The organism is Novosphingobium sp. GV079 (genome assembly GCF_003058045.1).
Classification (GTDB): Bacteria; Pseudomonadota; Alphaproteobacteria; order Sphingomonadales; family Sphingomonadaceae; genus Novosphingobium; species Novosphingobium capsulatum.
This window is the reverse complement of sequence record NZ_QBUE01000004.1, coordinates 410,858-433,906: the sequence shown is the minus strand read 5'-3', so window position 1 is coordinate 433,906 and position 23,049 is coordinate 410,858. Positions and strand designations below refer to the sequence as shown.

Annotated in this window: 19 protein-coding genes; 8 read left to right on the top strand and 11 right to left on the bottom strand. The window is 65.9% G+C overall.

Features of this window, described 5'->3' with window-relative positions:
- Positions 1–94: 94 nt before the first annotated feature.
- Positions 95–793, bottom strand: a complete 699-nt coding sequence (locus C8K14_RS07925; RefSeq protein ID WP_022675906.1) for a VIT family protein — start codon at positions 791–793, stop codon at positions 95–97.
- Between the two features lie 149 nt (positions 794–942).
- Complete coding sequence (locus tag C8K14_RS07920; RefSeq protein ID WP_233250967.1) at positions 943–2,187, bottom strand: GTP-binding protein; 1,245 nt, start codon at positions 2,185–2,187, stop codon at positions 943–945.
- A 139-nt stretch (positions 2,188–2,326) separates the two neighbouring features.
- Here C8K14_RS07920 and C8K14_RS07915 point away from each other — a divergent pair, with 139 nt between their 5' ends.
- Together C8K14_RS07915 and chrA are read left to right on the top strand one after the other, a co-directional pair.
- Positions 2,327–2,995 carry a hypothetical protein gene (locus C8K14_RS07915; protein ID WP_107716255.1) on the top strand — a complete coding sequence of 223 codons (669 nt, stop codon included), beginning with the start codon at positions 2,327–2,329 and terminating at the stop codon, positions 2,993–2,995.
- A gap of 144 nt (positions 2,996–3,139) precedes the next feature.
- Positions 3,140–4,450, top strand: a complete 1,311-nt coding sequence (gene chrA / locus C8K14_RS07910) for a chromate efflux transporter (RefSeq protein WP_107716254.1) — start codon at positions 3,140–3,142, stop codon at positions 4,448–4,450.
- Between the two features lie 18 nt (positions 4,451–4,468).
- Here the strand turns inward: chrA and C8K14_RS07905 are convergent, their stop codons facing one another.
- The 6 genes from C8K14_RS07905 to C8K14_RS07880 form a co-directional block, all read right to left on the bottom strand.
- Positions 4,469–5,119 (bottom strand): DUF6445 family protein, encoded by a 651-nt coding sequence (locus tag C8K14_RS07905; RefSeq protein WP_107716309.1) that lies wholly within the window; start codon positions 5,117–5,119, stop codon positions 4,469–4,471.
- 10 nt (positions 5,120–5,129) lie between these two features.
- Positions 5,130–5,846, bottom strand: a complete 717-nt coding sequence (locus C8K14_RS07900) for a SapC family protein (RefSeq protein WP_107716253.1) — start codon at positions 5,844–5,846, stop codon at positions 5,130–5,132.
- A 21-nt stretch (positions 5,847–5,867) separates the two neighbouring features.
- Positions 5,868–7,424, bottom strand: a complete 1,557-nt coding sequence (locus C8K14_RS07895) for a tryptophan halogenase family protein (protein WP_233250966.1) — start codon at positions 7,422–7,424, stop codon at positions 5,868–5,870.
- 107 nt (positions 7,425–7,531) lie between these two features.
- On the bottom strand, positions 7,532–10,651 hold the full coding sequence (locus tag C8K14_RS07890; RefSeq protein WP_233250965.1) for a TonB-dependent receptor: 3,120 nt from the start codon (positions 10,649–10,651) through the stop codon (positions 7,532–7,534).
- Positions 10,652–10,810: 159 nt separating this feature from the next.
- Positions 10,811–11,818 (bottom strand): FecR domain-containing protein, encoded by a 1,008-nt coding sequence (locus C8K14_RS07885; RefSeq protein ID WP_107716251.1) that lies wholly within the window; start codon positions 11,816–11,818, stop codon positions 10,811–10,813.
- Positions 11,815–12,324, bottom strand: coding sequence for an RNA polymerase sigma factor (locus C8K14_RS07880; RefSeq protein WP_210426734.1), 510 nt, complete (start codon positions 12,322–12,324; stop codon positions 11,815–11,817). Before C8K14_RS07880 ends, C8K14_RS07885 begins: the two co-directional genes overlap by 4 nt.
- Before the next feature lie 348 nt (positions 12,325–12,672).
- Here C8K14_RS07880 and C8K14_RS07875 point away from each other — a divergent pair, with 348 nt between their 5' ends.
- The 3 genes from C8K14_RS07875 to C8K14_RS07865 are packed head-to-tail and all read left to right on the top strand — an operon-like array spanning position 12,673 to position 17,219.
- The gene (locus C8K14_RS07875; protein WP_107716249.1) at positions 12,673–15,333 is read left to right on the top strand and encodes a TonB-dependent receptor; all 2,661 of its coding nucleotides are present in this window, start codon (positions 12,673–12,675) and stop codon (positions 15,331–15,333) included.
- The gene (locus C8K14_RS07870; RefSeq protein ID WP_107716248.1) at positions 15,333–16,460 is read left to right on the top strand and encodes a Ca2+-dependent phosphoinositide-specific phospholipase C; all 1,128 of its coding nucleotides are present in this window, start codon (positions 15,333–15,335) and stop codon (positions 16,458–16,460) included. The genes C8K14_RS07875 and C8K14_RS07870 overlap by 1 nt, the downstream gene beginning before the upstream one ends.
- Positions 16,461–16,508: 48 nt before the next feature.
- Complete coding sequence (locus C8K14_RS07865) at positions 16,509–17,219, top strand: HAD family hydrolase (RefSeq protein ID WP_107716247.1); 711 nt, start codon at positions 16,509–16,511, stop codon at positions 17,217–17,219.
- Here the strand turns inward: C8K14_RS07865 and C8K14_RS07860 are convergent.
- Positions 17,216–18,367 (bottom strand): MFS transporter, encoded by a 1,152-nt coding sequence (locus C8K14_RS07860; protein ID WP_107716246.1) that lies wholly within the window; start codon positions 18,365–18,367, stop codon positions 17,216–17,218. The genes C8K14_RS07865 and C8K14_RS07860 overlap by 4 nt on opposite strands.
- 110 nt (positions 18,368–18,477) lie before the next feature.
- Here C8K14_RS07860 and C8K14_RS07855 point away from each other — a divergent pair, with 110 nt between their 5' ends.
- On the top strand, positions 18,478–19,449 hold the full coding sequence (locus C8K14_RS07855; RefSeq protein ID WP_233250964.1) for a LysR family transcriptional regulator: 972 nt from the start codon (positions 18,478–18,480) through the stop codon (positions 19,447–19,449).
- A gap of 39 nt (positions 19,450–19,488) precedes the next feature.
- On the opposite strand, the gene C8K14_RS07850 is transcribed toward C8K14_RS07855, so the two are convergent.
- Both C8K14_RS07850 and C8K14_RS07845 read right to left on the bottom strand, forming a co-directional pair.
- Positions 19,489–20,295 (bottom strand): hypothetical protein, encoded by an 807-nt coding sequence (locus C8K14_RS07850; protein WP_133726778.1) that lies wholly within the window; start codon positions 20,293–20,295, stop codon positions 19,489–19,491.
- Between the two features lie 131 nt (positions 20,296–20,426).
- Positions 20,427–21,776: a S8 family serine peptidase gene (locus tag C8K14_RS07845; RefSeq protein ID WP_233250963.1), complete on the bottom strand. Its 1,350-nt coding sequence runs from the start codon at positions 21,774–21,776 to the stop codon at positions 20,427–20,429.
- A 41-nt stretch (positions 21,777–21,817) separates the two neighbouring features.
- Here C8K14_RS07845 and C8K14_RS07840 point away from each other — a divergent pair, with 41 nt between their 5' ends.
- Together C8K14_RS07840 and C8K14_RS07835 are read left to right on the top strand one after the other, a co-directional pair.
- Positions 21,818–22,282, top strand: coding sequence for an RNA polymerase sigma factor (locus C8K14_RS07840; protein WP_107716244.1), 465 nt, complete (start codon positions 21,818–21,820; stop codon positions 22,280–22,282).
- Positions 22,282–22,995, top strand: coding sequence for an anti-sigma factor (locus C8K14_RS07835; protein WP_107716243.1), 714 nt, complete (start codon positions 22,282–22,284; stop codon positions 22,993–22,995). Before C8K14_RS07840 ends, C8K14_RS07835 begins: the two co-directional genes overlap by 1 nt.
- Positions 22,996–23,049 lie beyond the last annotated feature (54 nt).

Below are 23,049 nucleotides of genomic sequence, written 5' to 3'. Positions count from 1 at the left end.
CCTCGACCGCATGGGCCCTCATCGCTTCCATCCGAATGATCACCCGGCGAACCGCAACCTATTGCCTTGCTTGAGAAACTTCCGAATCAGGCACTTAGACTACTGTGCCCACCAGCCGGCCGATACCCGCCGTAACGGCCAGCGCCAGCGCCCCCCAGAACGTGACGCGGGCCGTGGCGCGCCATACATTGGCGCCGCCGGCGACGGCACCGATTGCACCGAGCACGGCCAGGAACAGCAGCGAGCCGACGATTTCGATCGGGATCAGCCAGGCACGAGGCGCGATCGCCGCGATCAGCACCGGCATGGCGGCGCCAAAGGTGAATGTTGCTGCCGAGGTGAATGCGGCCTGGATCGGCCGGGCCGTATTGGCAACGGTGATGCCCAGTTCGTCGCGGGCATGCGCGGCCAGCGCGTCCTTGGCCATCAGTTCGCGGGCGATGATATGCGCCGTTGCGTCATCGATGCCGCGCCCGCGATAGATGCTGGCCAGTTCTTCCAGTTCGCCGGAAAAGTCTGCGGCCAGTTCGGCCCGCTCGCGCGCCAGGTCGGCCTGCTCGGTATCATGCTGCGAACTGACCGAGACATATTCGCCCGCAGCCATCGACATCGCCCCCGCGACCAGGGCCGCCAGCGCTGCAATCAGCACGCTGGACCGCGTGCCGCCGGCCGCAGCGACGCCCAGGATCAGGCTGGACGTGGAAAGAATGCCATCGTTGGCGCCCAGCACCGCGGCGCGCAGCCATCCGATCCGGTCGACGAGATGATATTCGCGGCCCGCTTGCTTGGTCATCGCCACAGGTACGTTTCCTTTGTCAGCAAGGTTGCCCTGCGCAATGCCTGGACAGACGCGAGCGGCACACGGCAATAGGCGGGAAAACGCCCTTACCTTGTCGCCGTTCCAGGCTGCTGTCACGCCCCAATTGTGGCGCGGGGCAGGGCTTAATCGGCCATGGCCATGCTTTCCCCCCAGGCGGGAAAGGGATCGGGCAGCGTTGCCCATGCATCCGGGGTGAAGGCCTGAGCCGGGACCAGGCATGCATCAAGATCGCGGCGGATGCGGGCCTCGTCCATGCCGATGCCGATGAACACGAGTTCTTGGCGTCGATCCCCCCATTGCGCATGCCAATGCTGCGCAACAAACTGTTCGAAGCGATCGTCGGCAGGCCATTGCTGTTTGGGAATGCTGCCCCACCAGCGGCCCATCCGCGCGGTCATCGTCTGGCTGCCGGCCACGGCCAGTTCACCGACCCAATCCGGCCTGGTCGCCAGCCAGAAATGGCCCTTGGCGCGCACCACCTGATCGAGGCCGTTGGTGGTCAGAAAGGCGTGGAAGCTGGCGGGATCGAACGGTTGGCGTGCGCGATAGACGAAGCTTTCGATGCCGTATTCCTGGGTTTCGGGAACGTGGCTGGCATAGCCATAGAGTTCCTTGGCCCACAGCGGATGCTGCGCCGCCTTTTCTTCGTCGAATAGCCCCGTGGCGAGAATATCGGCAAGTTCTATCCGGCCATGATCGCACATGCGGATGCGGGCATCGGCATTGAGGCTTGCCACCAGCTTGCACACCAGTTGTAGATGATCCTGTGTCACGGCCGACGCCTTGTTGATGACCACCACGTCGGCAAATTCGATCTGCTCAACCAACAGGCCCACCAGGCTGCGGTCATCCTCGTCGCCCAGCGCCTCCCCGCGGTCGGCCAGGAAATCCTGGCTGGCGTAATCCTTGAGCAGGTTGATGGCATCGACCACCGTAACCATCGTATCGAGCCGCGCCACGTCTCCCAGGCACATGCCGGCCTCGTCACGGAACGAGAAGGTAGAGGCAACCGGCAGCGGTTCGGAAATGCCCGTGCTTTCGATCACCAGGTAATCGAACCGCCCGGCTTGCGCCAGCGCCCGCACTTCGTGGAGCAGATCATCACGCAAGGTGCAGCAGATGCAGCCGTTGGTCATTTCGACCAGCGCTTCCTCGCTGCGCGACAGGGCCGCCTCACCGCCACGCACCAGGTCGGCATCAATGTTCACTTCCGACATGTCGTTGACGATGACGGCAACGCGCAGACCGGCGCGGTTGGCGAGGATGTGGTTGAGCAGCGTAGTCTTGCCCGCACCAAGGAAGCCCGACAGCACGGTGACGGGAAGGCGGGAGTCAACGACGGGCGGCATAGCGGTGGGATCGATCATCGTTCCTGTCCTGCGAATCATGATATAATGTATCATCCAGGTTATTTCGCAAGGACGCAAGCGTGGTTTGTGGCCAGGGCTCGGTGAATGGTGGCGGTGCCCACTTGCCTATCGCCGTCGCCGCCGCCAAACTAACCCGATGAAACGGATGCCTTATCTTGCCGCCGCGTTATCTCTCCTGCTTGCCGGGTTTGCGCCTGTCCCGGTGCGGGCCCAAACTGCCGATGGCGACGTTCCGCTGACCCCGCAGACCTTGGGCGATGCGCTGTCATGCCGTTCGCGCGATGCGCTCGAGGCGTTTGCCGGGGCGCTGTTCCTGGCTGGCGATGCGCCGCCGTGGATGCACGAAATCAAGGATGACAAGCAGACCGAGGGCATGCTCGGCCTGTATGGCTATACCCTGGCTAAGCCGGCGATGCTGCTGGGCGAGCCGGTCGACCGCGTCTATTTCATGCAGAACTGGGTGGTAACGCTGTGGCCGCGCAAAAAGGCCGAGGCGTTTATCGCAGCACACCAGCTGGAGCGTGCGCCGATCAAGGCGACCGAACAGTATTATCATTTCATCGATCCCGAAAGCGGGCCGATGCTGGGCGCGTTCGAACCGACCGGCAATGCCATGGCGGCGATGCTGGCCAAGGCCTTTGGCGGTGAAGCACCGCATTCCGAGCCCAGCGACAGTCTGTTCGTGGGCTGCAACTATGCCGTGGCATCGCAAGAGATGTTCCTCGATGCAGCGCGCCAGTCTGACGCGATCGTGGGCCGCAAGGCGCATGAGATTGGTGAGGCGGTGGCACCGAAAAAGCCCTGACCTTTGCAGCCCCGGTTGCCTTGGCCGAACCCATGGATTAGGCCAAAGCAACCGGGGCCATGCGACCTCCCGGTCAGGCGCGAGCCCAAGCGTTGCCTTTCGCTCGCCTGCGGTTTCGTGGGCGCAAAAGGTGTTGGCCGGGCCATGAACGAGACGTCTCCCCCTCCGCAATTCAACGAAATGGTGCGCGTGGCGGCGCGGATCGGCTGCCTCAGCTTTGGCGGGCCGGCCGGGCAGATCGCGCTGATGCACCGTGAACTGGTCGAGCAACGCAAGTGGATCAGCCAGGATCAGTATCTGCACGCGCTCAATTTCTGCCATCTGCTGCCCGGCCCGGAAGCGCAGCAACTGGCGATCTGGATCGGGTGGAAGCTGCACGGCATTCGCGGCGGACTGGCCGCCGGCTTGCTGTTCGTGATCCCCGGGGCGCTGGTAATCCTGGCGCTGTCTATCCTCTATGCCTCGGCCGCCGGACTGGCGTGGTTTGCGGCAGTATTCCTGGGGATCAAGGCGGCGGTATTGGCCATCGTGGTGCAGGCGCTGGCCCGTGTCGCCGGGCGGGCGCTCGGCACGCCGTTTCGCAAGGCGGTCGCCGCGCTGGCGTTTCTGGCGCTGTTCCTGTGCAACGCACCGTTTCCCCTTGTCGTGATTGGGTGCGGCGGGCTGGGCGCGATGGTGGCGCGCTATCGGCCCGCCTGGCTGGGCCTGGGAGCGGCAGCACCGTTGCCGCCCCATTCGCCGCGCCCTTGGGCGCACAGCCTATGGTCGATCGCCATTGGCGCCGCCGCTTGGGCAGCGCCGATGATCGTGGTTCTCGCCCTGTTGGGGCCGCACCATGTGCTGTGGCGGATTGGCCTGTTCTTTTCCAAGCTTGCCGTCGTGACCTTTGGTGGTGCCTACGCCGTGCTGGCCTACATGGCGCAGCAGGCCGTTGGCGCGCAGCACTGGTTGAGCGCGGCCGAGATGGCCGACGGGCTAGGCCTGGCAGAAACCACCCCCGGTCCACTGATCATGGTTACCCAGTTCGTCGGCTATCTGGCGGCCTTTCGCGCGCCGGCGCCGTTCACGCCGCTGCTTGCCGGGATACTGGGCGCGGGGTTGACCACCTGGGTCACCTTTGCCCCATGCTTTCTGTGGGTCTTTGCCCTGGCGCCGTGGATAGAGCGGCTCGAACATGCGCGCCTGCTCAAGGGAGGGCTGGCACTGATCACGTCGGCCATCGTCGGCGTGATCGCCAACCTGAGTGCGTGGTTCGCGCTGCAGGTGCTGTTTGCGGTGCTGCGCCCGGTGCGGATCGGGCCCTTGGCGCTGAACGTGCCGGTTCTGAGCAGCTTTGACGTGCGGGCCGGTTTGCTGGCGGCGGCTTCTGCCTGGCTGATTTTGAGCCGCAAATGGAACGTCGCCGCCACCCTGGGGGTCGCCGGGCTCGGCGGGTGGCTGCTCTCTCTCGCCTGACTGGCGAGAGGGCTAAGGCTAAACCGGATCGATCCGCAGCAGGGCAGTGATTGTCAGGCGGTCACCACCCGCCCATGATCCGGCCACGTCGCCACAGTGCAGGCAGTTGGCAGGATAGACGATCAGCCGATTGTGCCGCAGCGCGGCAGCGCCGATCCGTTCGAACATGGCGGTGTCGTTGGTGTGATAGGCCGCGGGCGGAAGGCCGTGCCTTGCCGCATCGGCGGCCAGCGCCTGGCGCCAGGCCGGCGCGCGTGCCTTGGTTACCCGTTCGAACCCGGTGGCGCGCTGGCGGTGGAAGCTGGTGCCGCCATGGGGCGGATGGCACAGATAGTGCACCACGGCCATGATCGTCTCGTCCGCATCGTCAAAGTGCGGGATACGCTGCACCGGGGCGAGCGCCGCCGGATCGCGCGTGGCAATGGCGAAATCGGCGCGCAGCACGCGCGCCTGTTCCAGGCCGGGCCAGGCCTGGACTGCGCGATTGAGCCAGTCTGTCCAGACCGCCGGGGCCGGCGCGCGCACGCCGGGGTAAAGGTCGTCCGTGGTGGCGGCCAAGCTGGCTGCGGCGGCTGCGGCGTGGAGTGCCTGCGGCGCGGGATAGGCATCGTCGATGATCCACAGCGGGACAGCCTCGCGGCCCATGCGGATCGGGGGGTGGACCGGCACCGGCGGTCTTTCAGGCGCCGGGCGTGAACCAGTCGGCCTGCGCGGCCAGGCGGGCATTGCGGCGGCGGACCAGCGCGCCGACATGGTCTTGCGACAGGCACATCGCGGCCATGATCATCAGATCGGCGAAATCGGCAATGCCATCGCGGGCGCGTCCGAGCGCAACCTCGTCTATGCCATAAAGGCCCGTCAGCAGGCTGGTACTGCCGTCGTGAAACGCCAGGTCCAGCTTGAACTCGCGCACGATCTTGTGTTCGAGCATCAGGTCAACCAGCCGGCGCGTGGGTTCCTGGCCCTGCACCAGGCGGCCCAGGATCGCCTGGACCGAGCGGAAATAGTCGCTTTCGCCGCCCTCGGCGGTGACGATCGGGCAGGGGCCGGCCGGATCGATCGCGGGGCTTTCGGTATCGATGCAGATCACTGCCTCGGCCCCTTCGCCACCCACGAAGAACGGCAGGCGCAGCAGGTTGAGCGGCAGGACATCGGCATCGATCGTGCTGCCGTTCCAGAACAGGTTTTCGTGCGGCTCAAGCCCCATCAGCGCGGCAGGATAGAACGCGCCGGTTTCCCCATCCTTGGCCAGGAACACCGGGAACTGGCGCGCCACGGTGCGGATTTCGTCGGCCACCAACGGCACGAGGTGAACGGTGGCGGCGCTGGCCGCCGCGCGCGCGGGATCGATGCGAAGATCCGCGTGGTCGGTGCGGGTGAGTTGCGCAAGCTTCATCGTGGTTCGTCTCGTCTCGGCTCAGAGCGGCGGAAAGCGGTGCTGCGCCAGCTTGTCGAGCAGGGCGCGGTTGGTGGGCATCATCTGGCCAAGCTTGCGCTTCATCGCGGCGGTGCGGGCAAAGGCATCGTCGGCCATGTCACGCTGCGCCAGTTGGCCGGCGCGGGGGCGGGTGCGAAAGCCCATGCCATAGAGCACGTATTGATAGCTGGCAGCGGGGAACATCTCGTGCGCACTGGCAAAGTCGTGCTCGCCAGGGGGCGTGTCGCGCCAGAGTTCGAGCTGATCCTGCAGGTCTTGCGGGATCGTGGCCGGATCGCGGTTGTCGCGCCAGAATGCCGTGTCGCTGCGTTCGGACAGCACATAGTGCAGCTTGAGGAACTCGATGATGCGGTCCCAGCGATAGCGCGTCATGCTGTTGAAGCGGCGGGCGACAAAGTCCATCGCCTGGCGCGTAGCCGGCATGCTGGTGGCGATGTAATCGGCCGATAGCTCGATCAGCACCAGGGCCGATGCTTCCAGCGGTTCGAGGAAACCGGCCGCGAGCCCCACCGCGACCACGTTGTTTTTCCAGAACTGGGCGCGATGGCCCGAACGGATCGGGATTTCGCGCGGGGTCAGCTTGGCAAAACCGGGGCCGACATAGGCGGCGAGTTCTTCCTCGGCGCGATCGGCGCCAGCGTGGCGGCTGGAATAGACATAGCCGATGCCGCGCCGGGTAGGCAGGCCGATGTCCCAGATCCAGCCATGCTTTTGCGCGGTGGAAATGGTGTGCGAGGCAATCGGGCTGTCTTCCTCTACCGGCAGTTGCACGGCCAAGGCGCGATCGATGAACAAGACATCGGACCGGTCGATGAACGGCACCTCCAGTGCCTCACCCAGCAGGCGGGAGGAAAAGCCGGTGCAATCGACAAACAGGTCTGCAGCGATCGCGCCGCTGTCGCGGCCGATGACGGCAGCGATATCGCCATCGTCGCGCCGCGTGACGCCGACGATCTCGTCATCGATGTGGTTGACGCCCAGCTTGCCGGTGCAATGCGTAGCGAGAAGCTCACCCAGCTTCACCGCATCGAGATGATAGGCATAGTTGGCAATCCCGGCGTAATCGGGCGAGGTCATCAGCTTGGGCGCAAGGCCCTGTTCGCACAGGTATTCCTGAAAACAAACGGCATCGGAAAACGATGGCCCGCCATTGCCGATGCCCTGTTCGGCGCTGTTCCAATAGGGCGCCAGATCAAGATCGGGAAACCCCTCGGGCAGGACCAGCGGGTGATAGTAGAAATCATCGGCCGCCCCGGTGCGCCAGCGGGCAAACTTGGCGCCCTGCTTGAACGAGGCATGGCACGCGCGCATGAAATCGGTTTCGGCAAGGCCGATCTTGCGCAAGGTGTTGCGCATGGTTGGCCAGGTGCCTTCGCCCACGCCGATCGTCCCGCGCGAGACGCTTTCGACCAGCGTGACCGCAAGATCGCGCCCATGGCGGGCAGCGATCAGCCCGGCGGTGAGCCAGCCAGCCGATCCGCCGCCAACGATGCAGACCGAACGGATCGCACGGGGCGACGTGCCGGACATTGCCATGTATCTCCCATCGTGTGTGCCCGGTTTCCCGGGCAGGAGGGGCACGCACGGACAGTTTCCCGTTGCGCGCCCCCTTTGTTCATCCCGTGATGCTACACGGGTTTGCCTTAGAAGTTGACCCGTGCCCCGAACTTGAAGCGCCGGCCCGAATCCTCTGCATAGAGGAACTGGTTGGTATAATAGGCATATTTCAGCGTGCGGGAATTGGTCAGGTTGGCGCCTTCGACAAAGACCGAAAACTCTGGCGTGACGTGGTACGTGGCGCTGGCATCGATCTGTGAATAGGGACGAACCTGGGTAACCGCCTGGCCCGCGCCATTGAGCGGCGGCGGGGCAAGGTATTGCAGGAACCGATCGCGCCAGTTCCATGCCACGCGCGCCTCGATCCCGTTCTTGTCATAGAACAGCACCGCGTTCGCCGAGTTGGACAGACCGGTAAGCGCAAACTTGTTGGCCAGGTTCTGGGTATCGAGCTTGCGGTTGGAACCGACCAGCGTGCCGTTGAGCTGGAAGCCGAAGCCGCTGTCGCCCAGGGTATGCTGCCAGGCCGCCTCGATACCCTTGACCGTGGCATCCTGCCCGTTGACCGGTGCGGTCACCGTGAACTGGGCCGGCAGGCCGGTTGCAGGATCGAGCAGCGGGCCACCAGAAGCGTTGGCCACCGTGCCGGTGGTCTGGTTCAACACGATGAAGTTGTTGACGCTCTTGAGATAAGCCCCAATCGAGATGTAGCTGCTTGGCGCGTAGTAGTATTCGGCCGAGAAATCGAGGTTGCTTGATTTGAACGGCTTGAGATCGGCATTGCCGCGGCTGGCGGCGAAATTGCCGGGCCGCAGCGTGACCAGCGTCGTCACCGGCGAAAGCTGTTCCAGCGTTGGCCGGGTGATCGTCTGCGATGCGGCAAAGCGCAGGGTTACCGCATCGGTCAACTGCCACTTCAGCGCGATATTGGGCAGTACGTCGAGATAATGCGCCTTGCCCACGGTGCGGGTGGTGCCCGATGAGGCCGAACCGTACTGGGTCTGGTCGTTGGCCAGCTTGACCAGGCCAGTATAGGCGGTGGCCAGGCCGTTAACGCTGGTCTGGGTATCCTCGAACCGCACGCCGGCCACGATCGACAGCGGCCGGCCGCCGACATCGCCCTTGAACTCGGTTTCGAGATAGGCACCCAGCACGCGTTCGGTCACGATCGTGTCGTTCACCAGGGGCGGCGCAAACGTGAAGTTCGGGTTGGTCACGCGCTGTTGCGCGGTGATCGCGTTGAACAGCGTGGGGCCATCGAACGTCAGCCATTGCGTGGCCAGGCGGTTGGCGCCGCTCAGGCCCGACAGGAAACCGCTGCCAGCATTGAACGTGGTAATCGGCACCCCGGCCGGAGCCGGCGCGTTATAGCCGCAGGTGGTGCAGCCCGTGCCGCCATCGTTGGAATAGAGCGACGTATCCTTGCGATCGCGCGAATAATAGAGGCCGAAGTTGGCATTCACCAGGCCTTCGCTGCCATCGCCCTTGTAGGCGAAATCAGCGCGGCCCTGGGTGACCTTGTCGCGGATGCCATAGCCGCGCAGCAGCATCACGTGCTGGCACATCGGCTGTCCAGCGCCCACCGGGGTGGTGCTGCCCGGCTGGCCCGAATTGGTCACTGCGCTGCCGCAGGGGCTGGCGGGGTTGGCAAAGGTGGGCAGGGTTTCGGTCTGCCAGGGCAGGACCGAACCATCCGACTGATAGCGCGACGAGCCGGTGAGATACCCAAGCAGCGCCAGATAGGCTTCCTGCCCACCGTTGGGGTCTTCCTTGGCCAGCGAATAGGTGCCGTCGAACGAGGCCGTAAGGTTGGGCGTGACCTTCCATTCCAGGTTGAGCCCGAATTCGCGGGTGTTGGTGCGCTTGTCGAACTTCTTGTAGTGGAAGTCGGTGGCGATGCCGCTGGCCTGGGTCAGGTCGGTTGCGGTGCCATTGGCATCGGTCACCACGTCGGTCAGGTTCGATGCGGTGAACCAGTGACCGTACGAGCGTGTTTCGGTCTTGTTGGTGAACTTGGTATAGAGCGCATCGGCGGTGATCGTCACCGCATCGCTGGGCCGATATTGCAGCACCACCGTGCCGCCAATGCGTTCGCGGTCTTCGCGCGTCACCTTGGTGTCGTAGTTCTGCGGGATGAAGATGTTGCCCTGCGGATTGTTGGCGCTGATCGTGCCCTTGCCGCCGTTCACCTCTGCCGCCGGCACCGCCGGGTTGACCAGCCAGCCGTCGGTCTGCGCCTGCGCCAACCGCGTAAAGCGATGCTGGTAGCTGCCCGAAACGAGGATGCCGAACTTGCCATCGGCCAGCGTGTCGGCAAACAGGAACGAGGCGTCTGGCGCTACCTTGCGCGCGTTGCCGTCATAGTTGCCGTCAACTGTCGCTGAAAACTTGCGGCCCTTGTAGTCGAAAGGGCGCGCGGTCTTGATGTTCACGGTCGAACCGACACCGCCCGATTGATAGCGCGCGGTGGACGATTTGTAGACTTCCACGCCCGAGACCAGTTCCGACGCCAACGTGTCGAACGAAAAGGCCCGACCCGAGGCCTGGCTCGGGTCGGTAGGGGTGGCCACCTGGCGACCATTTACCAGAACCGTGTTGAATTCCGGGCCAAAGCCGCGAACCGTGATGAAAGCGCCTTCGCCGCCGGAACGGTCGATCGAAACGCCGGTGATGCGTTGCAGGGATTCGGCAAGGTTGGCATCGGGCAGCTTGCCGATGTCCTTGGTGGAAATGGCATCGACGATGCCCGACGATGCGCGCTTGATGCCGCGCGCACTGTCGAGGCTGGCGCGCAGGCCGGTGACGATGATCGCCTGCGGCTCGGGCTCTGCCGCAGCGGGTGCTTCTGGGGCGGGGCGAGGCGCTGCGGCCGGCTCTGGCGCAGCGGCCTGGCTGGCCAGGGCAACGGTTTGCGTCGCAAGCGGGGCGCGGTTCGACAGCGGGCGGGCGATCACTGCAAACGTCGCAGGGCCGGTCTGGCGGGCGGCGAGGCCGGTGCCGGCGAACATGCGCTCAAGCGCGTCGGACACGGTAAGGCGGCCGCGCACTTCGTTGGTGCGCACCGCGCGGGTAACCTTGCGCGAGGCAATGATCTGCACATTGGCCTGATGGCCCAGGATACCGATGGCGGTTTCGGCCGATTGCGCCGGAATGGCGAATTGGCGAAGTTCGGTGTTGGCCTGTGCGGCAACGGGCATGGTTGCCATGCAGGCAATGCCAGTCGTCGCAAAAAGAACGCCACGCAGTGTGGTCGTTGTCATATATCCCTCCCATCAGGATTTCATTACGCATCAGATCATTTCGATCTGTGTTGGCCTAGAGACATGCTCTGGCGATTATCCTTCTTCGATTGTGAAAATTTATTTCTAGAATCCTGTTTCGGCTGCGCGTTCGATACGGATGGTGCGCGGATCGCTCACATCGATCTTCACGGCCAGCGTCGCCTTGAGTGTCTGGGCAAAGCCGTCTGGGTCACCGATGCGAAACAGCCCGTCGAATTGCTCGGCCGCCACTTCGGGATCGGCGATCACGATCTGCCGCTGGTTATAGCGGTTGAATTCGTCGGCCGCCTCACGCAGCGTGGTGCCGTTGAGATCGATCATGCCGTTGCGCCAGGCCAGCGCCCGGTCGACCGGCGCGGTTTCGCTCGCCTGGTAATGCACCAGGGCGCGGGCATTGACCATGGCACGCTCGCCCGCCACCACGCGCAGGCGCTGGGTGGCATCGGCGGCAGACCAGGTTTCCACCACGCCCTCGGTCACCAGGATTTCCACCCCTTCCTCGCGCTTGCGCACCGAAAAGGCCGTGCCGATCGCCTGGGCGCGCACCGGGCCAGAGGCAACGACGAACGGCCGTTTGGCATCCTTGGCTACCTCGAACCAGGCTTCGCCCTGATCGAGTTCCACCTCGCGCGCGTGCTGGCCCAGATTGACCTTGAGCGCGGTATCGGAATTGATCGTCATGACCGAGCCATCGTCGAGCGGAACGCGGCGGATCTCGCCCAGGCGGGTGACGTATTGGGCGCCATTGGCAAGCACCAGGCGCGTGGCGGCCGCGCCGGCGATACCCGCTGCCACCAGGCCGCCCAGCACGCCACGCCGTGCCCAGGCGCCGCGATCGTTGGCAGGCTCGATCGCGTCATCGCCTGGCGCGCTGTCGACCGCTTCGGGCGCGGCCGGCGGGGTGACCGCGCCAGGCAGTTCCCATGCGGCCTGTACCTGCAGCAGCAGGCCATGGCGGCGCGGATCGGCCGCCAGCCAGGCTTGCAATGCGGCTTCGTCGGCGGCGCTCCAGGTGGCGGGATCGTCCATGCGCGCCACCCAGGTGGCAGCGGCATCACGATCGGCGGGGGGAAGGGGGCTGCTTGTGGTCATGACGCCCTCCGTCCGGTGGGCAGCATCTCGGGTTCGCGTTCGAGCCGGTCCCAGCCTTCGCGGATGGCGCGCACTCCCACCCACACCTGCTTTTCAACGGCCTTTTCGGTCATCCCCATGTGGGCGGCGATTTCCTTTTGCGACCAGCCTTCGAACTTGCGCAGTTCGACGATGCGGCGGCAGCGTTCGGGCAATTGCGCCAACAGGCTGCGCACCCGCTCGAACGCCATGCGCGTGGCGACCTGCTCCTCGGGCGTGGGCATTCCGGTGTCGCGATAGCTTTCAATCTCGCTGATCGCCTCGAATGGGGCGATCAACTGGCGCTTGAGCCGGCGGGCCAGCAGGTTGCGGCAGATTGAAAAGAAATAGGCATGCCCGCAGTCGATATGGTCGACAGTATCGAGCATGGCGATGCGGCAATAGGCGTCCTGCATGAGTTCATCCACTACATCGGGCGCAATCCGCCGCTTCACGAACCACGCCCGCAGGCGCGGTTCGTGCGGCATGATCTCTTGCGCCACCCATCGCGCCAAGGCGCGGCGACGCTCGAGTTGCGCTCGCAGATCCGGTCCCGTCCCATCCTCCATCGGCTTTGGGTTTTCCCTCTTTCACAGGCCTAGAGACCGGCCGGCGCCATTTCCTTCCGCTTGCGGCAAAATATTTCGCGACGATAGCGCCGATCCGGCGATATCCGCAAGAAACGCGGGCGCTTCGCCCGGGACGCATCACCCCGAAGACGCGATGTTGCGCATATTTGCGATATTCATCAATCCGTCACGGGTCTTACCGCGAAGCGTCATGATTGCCGCCTAGGGCCGCCCCCGAAACGATAAACGTTCTTCGGGGCAATCATAATGCGCATCACCAAACTGGCACTTGTATCGTCGGCATCGCTTGTGGCGAACCTCGCCCTGGCTTTGCCAGCCATGGCGCAAGCCGCGCCGGCCACGACACCCGCACCTGTCGCAGCCGCAGCGGATGCGGCGGCCGATGCCGGCGAAATCGTCGTCACCGGCACCTATGCCCGCAGCCTGAACGCGGCCACGCAGGTCAAGCGCACCGCGGCGTTCCAGGTCGATTCCATCGCATCGACCGATATCGGCAAGTTCCCCACCCAGAACGTGGCCGAAGCGCTGCAACTGGTGACCGGCGTGGCGATCACCCGGCCGCGTGGCGAGGGGCTCTATGTCAGCGTGCGCGGGCTGGGGCCGCAGTTCCAGAACACGCTGCTCAATGGCAGCCCGGTGGCAGTCAATGAAGTGATCGAAAACGGTGGCGCCGCCGGGCGCCAGTTTCGCTTTGAAATGCTGCCGGCCGAATTCACCTCGCGCATCGACGTGGTCAAGACGCCCACCGCCGACATGACGGAAGGCGCGCTGGGCGGCAACATCAACGTCAAGACGTTTGAGCCGTTCGACGTAGGCACCAAGACCACGCTCAACTTGCGCGGTACCTATACCAGCAAAACCGATCGCGTGCGCCCCAATGCGACGCTGATCACCAGCTGGGTGAACAAGGACGACACGTTCGGCGTGCTCGCCGGGGCCCAGTATTGGGCCAAGGACGTGCGCAACGACCGCTTCCTGAACTTCGGTTGGTACAAGGATCGCTTCGCCTCCACCCTGGGCAGCGGCTATTACCTCCCCACCCGCACGCGCCCCACGGTGGAAACCGAAAAGCGCAAGCGCATTTCCGGCATGCTCTCGCTGCAATGGCGCCCCAGTGCCGAGGCGACGACCACGCTCAACCTGATGGCGACGCGGCTGGACGTGGCCTATGACGAGTTCGGGCTGGACATCTATCCCGACGATAGCAGCGTCGCTGGCCACAAGCCCGTGCTGGTGCCGGGCAGCGTGGTGCTGGATGGCGATACCGTGGTCAAGGCCACGATCAACGACGTGCGCTTCATGGCCTCGCGCGAATACAGCCTCAACCGCCACGACCTGTTCAACGCCAACCTGCGCCAGACGTGGGACAGCGATGGCTGGCACGTGGTGGGGCTGGCCAACTGGTCCTATGCCCACAGCTATCACCCCAGCTATGACGTGGGCACCGTGCGTAGCCGGGCGATGTTCTTCGCCCCGCTGACCTATGATGCCACCGGCGGCTACAAGGCCGTGCCCACTTTCACCACCACGGTCGATCCCACCAATCCGGCGAATTACCAGCTCTATCAGTTCAACATTGCGCCCAAGAACAGCAAGGACTGGAACTTCTATGGCCGTGCCGACGTGGCACGCGATCTGGGCGGTTTCATCTCCAAGCTGGCGGCCGGCGGCGAGTACCAGTTCCGCAAGCGCGACTATTCGCGCCGCGATTTCCTGGTCAATCCGGCGGCCGGCACCCCGCTCACCAGCCTGGGCAGCGGCGCCTATCAGCAGCTGCCGTTCGACGATTACCTGCAGGGGCAGGGCGGCAATATCCCGCGCCAGTTCCTGGTGCCGGTGACTAGCGCCTATCTCAATGCGTTCTTCACTCCGGCGGTGCGCAATTCGGCGCTGACGGCTGCCGACCTTGCCGCCTCGTTCCACACTACCGAAAAGATCGCCAGCGTCTATGCCCGCGCCGATTACACCTTTGCCATCGGCGGCGTGGCGATCACCGGCAATCTGGGCGTGCGCTATGTTCACACCGACCAGGTGGCGAGCGGCAACCTGCGCAGCGGCAGCGCGACCACGCCGGTCAGCTTCCCCAAGACGTTCAACAACGTGCTGCCGAGCTTCAACCTGCGCGCGGAATTTTCACGCAGCCTGATTGGCCGCCTCAGCGCCAGCCGCGTGTTGACGCGCCCGAACGTGACCGACAGTGCGCCGCGCATCACCGTGTCGACCGACGCGCCCACGGCGAGCGGCGGCAACCCGGCGCTGGTGCCGTTCCTGGCCACCCAGTTCGACGGCTCGCTGGAATGGTATTTCAACCCAGCCGGCTCGCTGACCGGCGCGGTGTTCTACAAGGCGATGGATAACTACATCACCCAGCAGAACGTGCCGATCGACATTCCCGGCCGCGGCACCGTGCAGTTGAGCACCCAGGTCAATGGCGGCAATGCCAAGGTCTATGGCCTGGAAGCGGCCTATCACCAGGTGTTCACGTTCCTGCCCGCGCCGTTCGATGGGCTGGGGCTGCAGGCCTCGTACACCCGCACGTCGGTCGAGGCGAACTACACCGCCGGCTCGCGCCCGATCGTCAACGAGCTGATCGGCTTGTCGAAGAACAGCTTCAACGTGGTGGGCTTCTATGAAAAGGGCCCGCTGTCCACGCGGCTGTCCTATGTCTGGCGCGATCGCTATCTGTCGAACACCGGCAGCACCACCCAGGCGCCGGTCTATACCGCTGCGTTCGGCTCGCTCGATGGCTCGATCGCGGTGCGCGTGACGGACAATGTCACGCTCAGCCTGGAAGCGATCAACATCGCAAAGGCGCGCCAATATACTTACAACGACCGCACCATCCGCTTTGGTGAGATCAACGATTACGGCCGCACGATCCTGTTCGGCGCGCGGGCGGAATTCTGATGCGGCGGTCTTTCGCAACAGGCGCCAGGCTGGCGCTCGGCGGGGCTTTGGCCCTGCTGGCGCCGGCTCTTGCCGGGGCGGCTGGCGCGCCGATGCGGATGAACGACATTCAGGTCGTCGGTTCGCACAACAGCTTCAAGGCACAGATTCCGGCGCCGATCATGGCCCAGTTGCGTGCCCGTGATGCCAAGCTGGCGCAGGCGCTGGATTACTATCACCTGCCGCTTGCCGCGCAGCTCGATGCCGGGGTGCGCCAGGTGGAGATCGATATCTTCGCCGATCCGGCCGGCGGGCGCTATGCCCACCCGGCCGGGGAAGCGCTGCTGCCGGCAGATCAGCAGGGCAAGGGGCCGGGGTTTGACCCGGCGACGATGGCGCAGCCGGGGTTCAAGGTGCTGCACATTCCCGATATCGATTACCATGCGGTGTGTCCCACGCTGGTCAGCTGCCTGGGCGAGATCGATCGCTGGTCACGCGCCCATCCGCGCCACCTCCCGATCATGATCACGATCAACGCGGCCGATAGCGCCGACAGCCGCCTGGCCACCCAGCCGCTGCCACTCGACAATGCCGCGTTGCTCGATCAGTTGGACGGGGAAATCCGCAAGGCCCTGCCGGGGCGGCGGCTGATCACGCCTGACGAGGTGCGCGGCAGTGCCAGCACGCTGGCCGATGCGGTGCATCGCCGTGGCTGGCCCACCCTGGCGGCGGCGCGCGGGCGCATCTTCATCCTGTTCGATGTGCGGCCGGCGGTGTCTGACGCCTATCGCATGGGGCATCCGTCGCTGCGTGGGCGGGCGATGTTTGGCTGGTATCCCGATGGCCAGCCGGAAAGCGCGATCCAGATCGTGCAAGACCCGCTGGTAGATGGCGCGCGGATCAAGGCACTGGTCAAGGCTGGCGTGATCGTGCGCACCCGCACCGACGCCAACACGCAAGAGGCGCGTGCCCACGACCTGGCCAAGGCCCGCGCCGCGCAGGACAGCGGCGCCCAGGCGATCAGCACCGATTACTATCCCGGTGCGCCCGATCCGTTGGGCCTTGGCTTTGTGGTGACGCTGCCGGGCGGCACCATGGCGCGCTGCAATCCGGTGCGCGTTGCCGGACGCTGCACTCTGGCGCCCTGAGGCCTCTCGGGCATGGCACTGCGCGGGCACTTGTGCCATCGCGGTGCCATGACGATACGCCTGATCTGCCTCGATGCCGATGATACCCTGTGGCACAACATGCGCCACTTCAACGGGGCCGAGGCCGCCTTTACCGCCATGCTCGAACCCTTTGCCGAAGCAGGCGTTGCGCGCCGCGCACTGGAAGCGTGCGAGGCGCGCAATCTCAAGGTCTATGGCTATGGCGCCAAGGGTTTTACGCTGTCGCTGATCGAGACCGCGCTGGAACTGTGCGGTGCTGCGCTCACCCCGGCGATGATCGCCGACCTCTTGGCAGTGGGGCGAACCTTGTTGCAGCATCCGGTGGAACTGCTCGATGGCATTGCGCAGACCCTGCCGGCCTTGCAGGCGCGGGGTGAACTGGTGCTGGTGACCAAGGGAGACCTGCTGCACCAGGAAACCAAGCTGGCCGCCTCGGGCCTGGGCGAATGCTTTTCGGGCGTGGAGATCGTCAGCGACAAGACCGTGCAGACCTTTACCGGTCTGTTCGCCCGCCATGGCGTTGCCCCGCACGAGGCGATCATGGCCGGGGATTCGCTGCGGTCGGATATCCTGCCGGCGCTCGGCGCTGGGGCTTGGGCGGCCTATGTGCCGCAAGACGGCGCCTGGTCGCACGAACAGGCGCCGGAGCCAGATGGGGCAGAGCGCTTTGTCACGCTCACCCGCCTGGGCGAATTGCCCGCGCTGATCGATCGGATCAACGCGGGCACTGCTGTTTAAGCAGCCTGGCCCTTGCGGCTGGTCAGCACGATCGCGACGAGGCCGATCGCCGAGGTAGCCGCACCGGCCAGCGCGATCACCGGATAACCCCAGCCCAGCGCGATCACCCCGCCGCCTAGCGCGGCACCCAGGGCATTGCCCAGGTTGAACGCACCGATGTTGACCGATGAGGCAAGGTGCGGCGCATCAGCCGCAGCACTCATCACCCGCACCTGCAGCGGCGGCACCAGGGCAAAGCTCGCCACGCCCCACAGGAACACGATGACCGCCACGGCGCCTGCATGCGGCATCAACGCGGCAAAGGCGATCAGCACGGCGGTAAGGCTCGCCAGCGTGACGATCAGCGTGCGATCGACCGAGCGATCGGCAAACTTGCCGCCTAGCCAGTTCCCCACCGTCAGGCCCACGCCATAGGTGACCAGCATGGCGGTGATGAAGCCAAGCGAGGCGTGCGTGGCATTGCGCAGGATCGGGCTGATATAGGTGAACACCGTGAACATCGCGCTCGACCCCACCACGGTCAGCGCCAGGGCGCCCAGCACCTTGCCGCGCATCAGCACGCGCAGTTCGGCCATGGGGTTGGCGTCGCCCTCTGCCGGCAAGGGCGGCAGCGTAAACCGCAGCGCGGCCATCATCAGCACGCCCAGCGCGGCGATGGCCCAGAACGGCGTATGCCAGCCCACGTTCTCCCCGGCCCAGGTAGCGAGCGGCACACCCACGACATTGGCGATCGTCAGCCCCATGAACATCGTGGCCACGGCCCCGGCCTGCCGCTGTGGCGGCACCAGGCTGGCTGCCACCACCGAGCCCACGCCGAAGAAGGCGCCGTGGTTGAAAGAGGTTACCAGCCGGGCCAGCAGCATCATGTCATAGCTGTTCGCCAGCGCGGCCATCAGGTTGCCCAGGGTAAAGATCCCGGCCAGCCCGACCAGCAGCGTGCGGCGCGATACGCGCCCGGTGGTCAGCGTCATGATCGGCGCGCCCACTACCACGCCCATGGCATAGGCGCTGATCAGCAGGCCAGCGGCCGGGATCGAGACGCCCAGGCCCGTGGCGATGGCGGGTAAGAGGCCCATCGGGGCAAATTCAGTCACCCCGATGCCAAAGGCACCCAGGGCCAGGGCCATGAGCCCGGCATTCCATTTCATTGCGATGATCCTGATCTGTTTTGCGGCGCCCGAGCGCCTTGCCAATGAATGCACAGATGGCGCAGACTGATCCCCGTGTTTAGAGGGTTTGAACGCGAAGGATTTTTGCAATGCGTGCAAAGATGCCAGCCAATCCGGCAGCGGGCGGCGATGCCGCGCCCGGGGTGGACCGTGCCCGCGAAATGGCGCTGTTCGCTGCCGTGCACGATTGCGGCAGCTTTTCCGGCGCCGGGCGTCTGCTGGGCCTGAGCCCTTCGGCGGTGAGCCGGGGTATCGACCGGATCGAGGCGCGGCTGGGCGTGCGGCTGTTGCTGCGATCGACCCGCGCCTTGGCAATGACCGCCGAGGGCCAGGCCTATCTGCGCGCGGCACGGCGGATCCTGGCCGATCTTGACGAGGCAGAGCAGCAAATCGCCGACCGCGGCACGCCGCGCGGGCGCCTGCGCGTGAGCGCGGCACTATCGCACGGGCGGCTGTGCATCGTGCCGCTGCTGGGCGCCTTCGTGCGCCGCTATCCCGATGTGCTGGTCGATATCGCCCTTACCGACACCTTGGTGGACGTCGCCGCTGGCGAGGCGGACGTGGCGATCCGCTTTGGCCCATTGGCCGATAGTGCGCTTACCGCGCGCAAGCTGGGCAGCAATGGGCGGGTGATCGTCGCCTCGCCCGATTATCTCGCGCGCCATGGCGTGCCGCAGGTGCCCGAAGACCTGCACGCCCACAATTGCCTCAACTTCAATTTCCGCCGGGCCGAACCGGTATGGCCGTTCCGCCGCGTGCGGGCCGATGGCACGGTGGATGATTTCGCGCTGGAGGTGCGCGGCACGATCGTGGCCAACAATGGCGAAACCCTGGGCGATTTGGCCCAGGCCGGCATCGGCATCGCGCGGGTGGGGACATTCAGCGTGACCCAGGCTCTCGCCGATGGGCGGCTGATCCCGCTGCTCGAAGCGTTCAATCCCACCGATGAAGAGCAGATTCATGCCGTGTTTGTCGGCGGAACGGCCACGCCGGCGCGCGTGAGGGTCTTTGTCGATCATCTGGTCGAAAGCCTGCGGCCTACAAAAAATCCCGGCGCATGAGGTCATGCGCCGGGATCGTTGCCTGCCGCAAGGCAGGGATCAGTGGCTGGCGGAAGCCGAGCCGGTAACCGAGCCGCTGGCGCTGCCGGCGACGCTGCCGGAGGCCTGCTGGGCCGCGTTGCGCGTGGCACTTGCTGCACCATTGGCTGCGCCCTGGCCGCTGGCGGCGGCATTCGCCGCATAGCCACGGGTGGTGTTGGCGGCGCTCTGCGCCTTGGCCTTGCCCGCTTCGGCGGCGTTGGTGGCAGTGCTGCGGGCCTGGGCGACGCGCTCGCTGGCGGCATCACGCGCCGTTTGTGCGGTGCTGGTGGCACGGGCGCGGGCCATGTTCGCGGTGTTTTCGACGCGGGTGGCCGCGCCGCTGGCGGTGGTGCGCGCCGTGTTCGTGGCCGAACGCGTGGTGCTGGTCAGCTGGTCGGTGCCAATGGCCTGGGCATTGGCGCTGCCACCCACGGTGCCGCTGCCATTGCCAGCCAGCGAACCGGTCAGCGATCCGGCGGGAGCGGTCAGCCCCTGGCTGGCCGAACCCGAAGCGTTGCCGCTGGCGGTGCGATCGGCGTGAACCTTGCCGTTGTGGCGGTTCACGCTGGTGTTGCCGCTGGTGCTGCCCGAGCCGTTGGCGGTGCCACGGGTGGTGGAGCGCACGGTGTCGAGCGTGGAGGAACCGTCAAACGCGCCGTCGAGCGTGCCGCCCACCATGCCGCCACGGCCGATGGCGCCGCCCATCACGCCGCCAAGGCCACCACCAAGACCGCCGCCAAGGCCACCGCCGCCCAGCAATTGGGCGTGGGCCGGCATGGCGATGAGGGTGCAGGCAACAAGCGAAGTGGCAAAGAGCTTACGCATGATCTGATCCTTTCCTGAACTGTGGGATCGACCTTCCATCTTTGTGGCCGATCATGATCCCGTTGTTCTGAAAACGGACCTCCGCTCGGGTTTAATCCATCCTCGCAAATTTTTTTCGATCGACCGGAAGATCAGCGGCAAATCGTGCACAGCAGCCCGCGCCCATACTGCTGATCGGGGCCGCGCGGGCCCAGGTCGATCGCCTCCCGGTCCAGCGCCTGGAGCACGGAGGCATGCGCATCGCGCGCCGCCGCCACGCGCGATGCGACGAGCGGTGCTGCAAACGATGTGCCACGCACCGGCACCATTTGCCCCCGCGCATTGGCGGCCCGCAATCCGGCGCCGGGCGCGGCATAGTCGAGGTGCAGGGCACGGCCAGCCTCGATCAGGGCGCGGTTGCGGGCGTCAACTGCGGTCACGGCCAGGATGCCAGGATAGCTGGCGGGATAGGCCGGCGGCGCGGCGGGGCCATCGTTGCCCACGGCAGCGACGATCACCGCGCCGCGCTGCAGGGCCGCTGTCATCGCCCGCTCCAGCAAGGGATTGGCCGGGCCAACCAGGCTGATGGTGATGACGCGCACCTGCCGGCCAATCAGCCAGTCCACCGCGCGGGCAATGGCCAGGGCATTGCCACCGGTGGGGCCGCGCCCATAGACGTCTGCCGCCAGAATATGCCGCACGCCGGCGCCGGACAGCAGGTTGGCCACGGCGCTGCCATGGTCGGACGCTGCCGGCGCCCCAGGGGCGAACCCTTGCAGGGCATCGATCGCCTGCGCCGGGGCGCCATCGATCATGCCCACCGGCGTCTGCAAGGCAGGCATCGTACCCAGATGCATCACGCCGCCACGCGGGCTTGCAGCGCCGGCGGTAAAGTGCAGCACATCGGCGCTGATCGTGGCATCGGGCAGCGCCTTGCCCAGCGCGGCCTGCGCCTGTGCCAGGCTCATTCCCGATGGAATTGCCAGCCGCGTTACCGCCAGATCGAGCGAGGCGAGGCGTTCGTTGCCAATAACGGCAAATCCCAGGGCGCGTGCCTTGTCGAGCATCGCCGCCTCTGGCGCCATGATCAGCAGCTCACCCTTTATGGCCGGATCACCGGTCGCGTCCCGTTCGATGCTTGCGGGGTTTTGCCGTAGCAGGCGATCGATCCGGTCCACCCGCGCTTCGGCAAGCGCCCTGGCGCTTTGCACCATGGTGGTGGTGGCATTGTCGAGCGCCTGGGCCACATCGGCGGGCACGCGATCCACCACCTGGCGCGCGCGATCAATCACGGGATCGAGCCGGTTGTCGAATGGATTGCCCAGTTGCTGGCCTATTCCCTGGCCGATACCGGGCATCACGCCCTGCGCCAGGGCAGGCATGGGCAGCGTCGTGGCGCAAAGCATCGCCAGCAGGGCAGGGGTGATCGTGCGCAAGACGGTTTCCCAAGTCAGGCGGAATTGCCTATGGATGAAACGAGCGACATGGTTCGTTCTATCCATCGGAAAAGGCAAGAACGCTGACCGACCGTTTTGAAACCGCCATGCTGGCCCTGCTGCCCCGGCTTCGCCGGTTTGCCCTGGGCTTGGCACGCGATGCGGCGCGGGCTGATGATCTTTGCCAGATGACCGTGGAACGCGCGCTGCGCAGCCGCCAGCAATGGCAAGAGGGCAGCCGCCTGGATAGCTGGATGTATCGGATCATGCGCAACCTGTGGATCGACGAGGCCCGTGCCGAAACCCGCCGTGGCCAAACCTTTGTGGACGAAGAAGCGGGCGTGACCGTGGGCGCCGATGGTGGGCAGGAGGCGCGGGCGCAGCTGTCCGACGTGGACCGCGCGATGGCGCGCCTGCCCGATGAACAGCGCGAGGCGGTCTTGCTCGTGATGGTCGAGGGCTGGTCCTACAAGGAAGCGGCCGAGATCGTTGGCTGCCCGGTGGGCACACTCAATTCCCGCCTGGTGCGCGGGCGCGACGCGCTTCTTGCCATGCTGGGGGACGACCTGTGATGCCCTCTCCCGAAACTCTGGCTGCCTATGCCGATGGCGAACTCGATGCCGCCATGCAGGCCGAGGTGGAGCGCGCCATCGCCGCCGATCCGGCGCTGGCGCGGCAGGTGGAGCGCCACCGCGCGCTCAAGGCCCGGCTCGCTGCGCATTATGCCCCGGTGCTTGACGCGCCGTTGCCGCCCGGTTTGCTTGCTGCGGCCAGCCAGCCACAGACCGGTGCAGAGGTGATTGACCTCGCCGCCGCCCGCGCCCGGCGCCCGCGGCGCCTGGCATGGGGCGGGGGCATCGGCCTGGCCTTGGCGGCATCGCTGACGCTGGCGGTTGTGCTGCAGCATCCGGGCGGGAATGAGGCTGGGCCTGGCTATGCCGATGGCGCGCTGGCCAGCGCGCTCGATACCCAGCTGTCCGGTCAGGCGCGCGCTGGCGCTGCGGCGCGGGTGGTGATCAGCTTTGCCGATGCATCGGGCGCGTTGTGCCGCGGCTATGACAGCGGGCAGGGTGGCGGCATTGCCTGCCACGACGCGCGGGGATGGAAGCTGATCCGGCAGGTGGGCGGCGGCGCAGCGGCGGGGCCGGGCGACGATGGCGCCTATCGCAAGGCCGGCAGCCATGATGCGGCGTTGATGGCCCTGGCGCAGGACATGGCGCAAGGGCCTGCGCTGGATCCCGCCGCCGAACGCGCGGCACGCGCGGCGGGCTGGCGCAAGCCCTGATGCGTCTTGTCGGCATCCGCCGCGTGCCCCTGCCTGGGGCGAGACACGCGGCGG

What these genes read in the sequence shown, in the direction of transcription:
- C8K14_RS07920 (WP_233250967.1), bottom strand. Translation starts at nt 2,187, where the DNA reads ATGATCGATCCCACCGCTATGCCGCCCGTCGTTGACTCCCGCCTTCCC.
- C8K14_RS07875 (WP_107716249.1), top strand. Translation starts at nt 12,673, where the DNA reads ATGCGCATCACCAAACTGGCACTTGTATCGTCGGCATCGCTTGTGGCG.
- C8K14_RS07900 (WP_107716253.1), bottom strand. Translation starts at nt 5,846, where the DNA reads ATGAAGCTTGCGCAACTCACCCGCACCGACCACGCGGATCTTCGCATC.
- C8K14_RS07845 (WP_233250963.1), bottom strand. Translation starts at nt 21,776, where the DNA reads ATGGATAGAACGAACCATGTCGCTCGTTTCATCCATAGGCAATTCCGC.
- C8K14_RS07855 (WP_233250964.1), top strand. Translation starts at nt 18,478, where the DNA reads ATGCGTGCAAAGATGCCAGCCAATCCGGCAGCGGGCGGCGATGCCGCG.
- C8K14_RS07840 (WP_107716244.1), top strand. Translation starts at nt 21,818, where the DNA reads ATGCTGGCCCTGCTGCCCCGGCTTCGCCGGTTTGCCCTGGGCTTGGCA.
- C8K14_RS07870 (WP_107716248.1), top strand. Translation starts at nt 15,333, where the DNA reads ATGCGGCGGTCTTTCGCAACAGGCGCCAGGCTGGCGCTCGGCGGGGCT.
- C8K14_RS07850 (WP_133726778.1), bottom strand. Translation starts at nt 20,295, where the DNA reads ATGCGTAAGCTCTTTGCCACTTCGCTTGTTGCCTGCACCCTCATCGCC.
- C8K14_RS07835 (WP_107716243.1), top strand. Translation starts at nt 22,282, where the DNA reads ATGCCCTCTCCCGAAACTCTGGCTGCCTATGCCGATGGCGAACTCGAT.
- C8K14_RS07895 (WP_233250966.1), bottom strand. Translation starts at nt 7,424, where the DNA reads ATGGCAATGTCCGGCACGTCGCCCCGTGCGATCCGTTCGGTCTGCATC.
- C8K14_RS07885 (WP_107716251.1), bottom strand. Translation starts at nt 11,818, where the DNA reads ATGACCACAAGCAGCCCCCTTCCCCCCGCCGATCGTGATGCCGCTGCC.
- C8K14_RS07880 (WP_210426734.1), bottom strand. Translation starts at nt 12,324, where the DNA reads ATGCCGCACGAACCGCGCCTGCGGGCGTGGTTCGTGAAGCGGCGGATT.
- C8K14_RS07865 (WP_107716247.1), top strand. Translation starts at nt 16,509, where the DNA reads ATGACGATACGCCTGATCTGCCTCGATGCCGATGATACCCTGTGGCAC.
- chrA (WP_107716254.1), top strand. Translation starts at nt 3,140, where the DNA reads ATGAACGAGACGTCTCCCCCTCCGCAATTCAACGAAATGGTGCGCGTG.
- C8K14_RS07925 (WP_022675906.1), bottom strand. Translation starts at nt 793, where the DNA reads ATGACCAAGCAAGCGGGCCGCGAATATCATCTCGTCGACCGGATCGGA.
- C8K14_RS07860 (WP_107716246.1), bottom strand. Translation starts at nt 18,367, where the DNA reads ATGAAATGGAATGCCGGGCTCATGGCCCTGGCCCTGGGTGCCTTTGGC.
- C8K14_RS07915 (WP_107716255.1), top strand. Translation starts at nt 2,327, where the DNA reads ATGAAACGGATGCCTTATCTTGCCGCCGCGTTATCTCTCCTGCTTGCC.
- C8K14_RS07890 (WP_233250965.1), bottom strand. Translation starts at nt 10,651, where the DNA reads ATGGCAACCATGCCCGTTGCCGCACAGGCCAACACCGAACTTCGCCAA.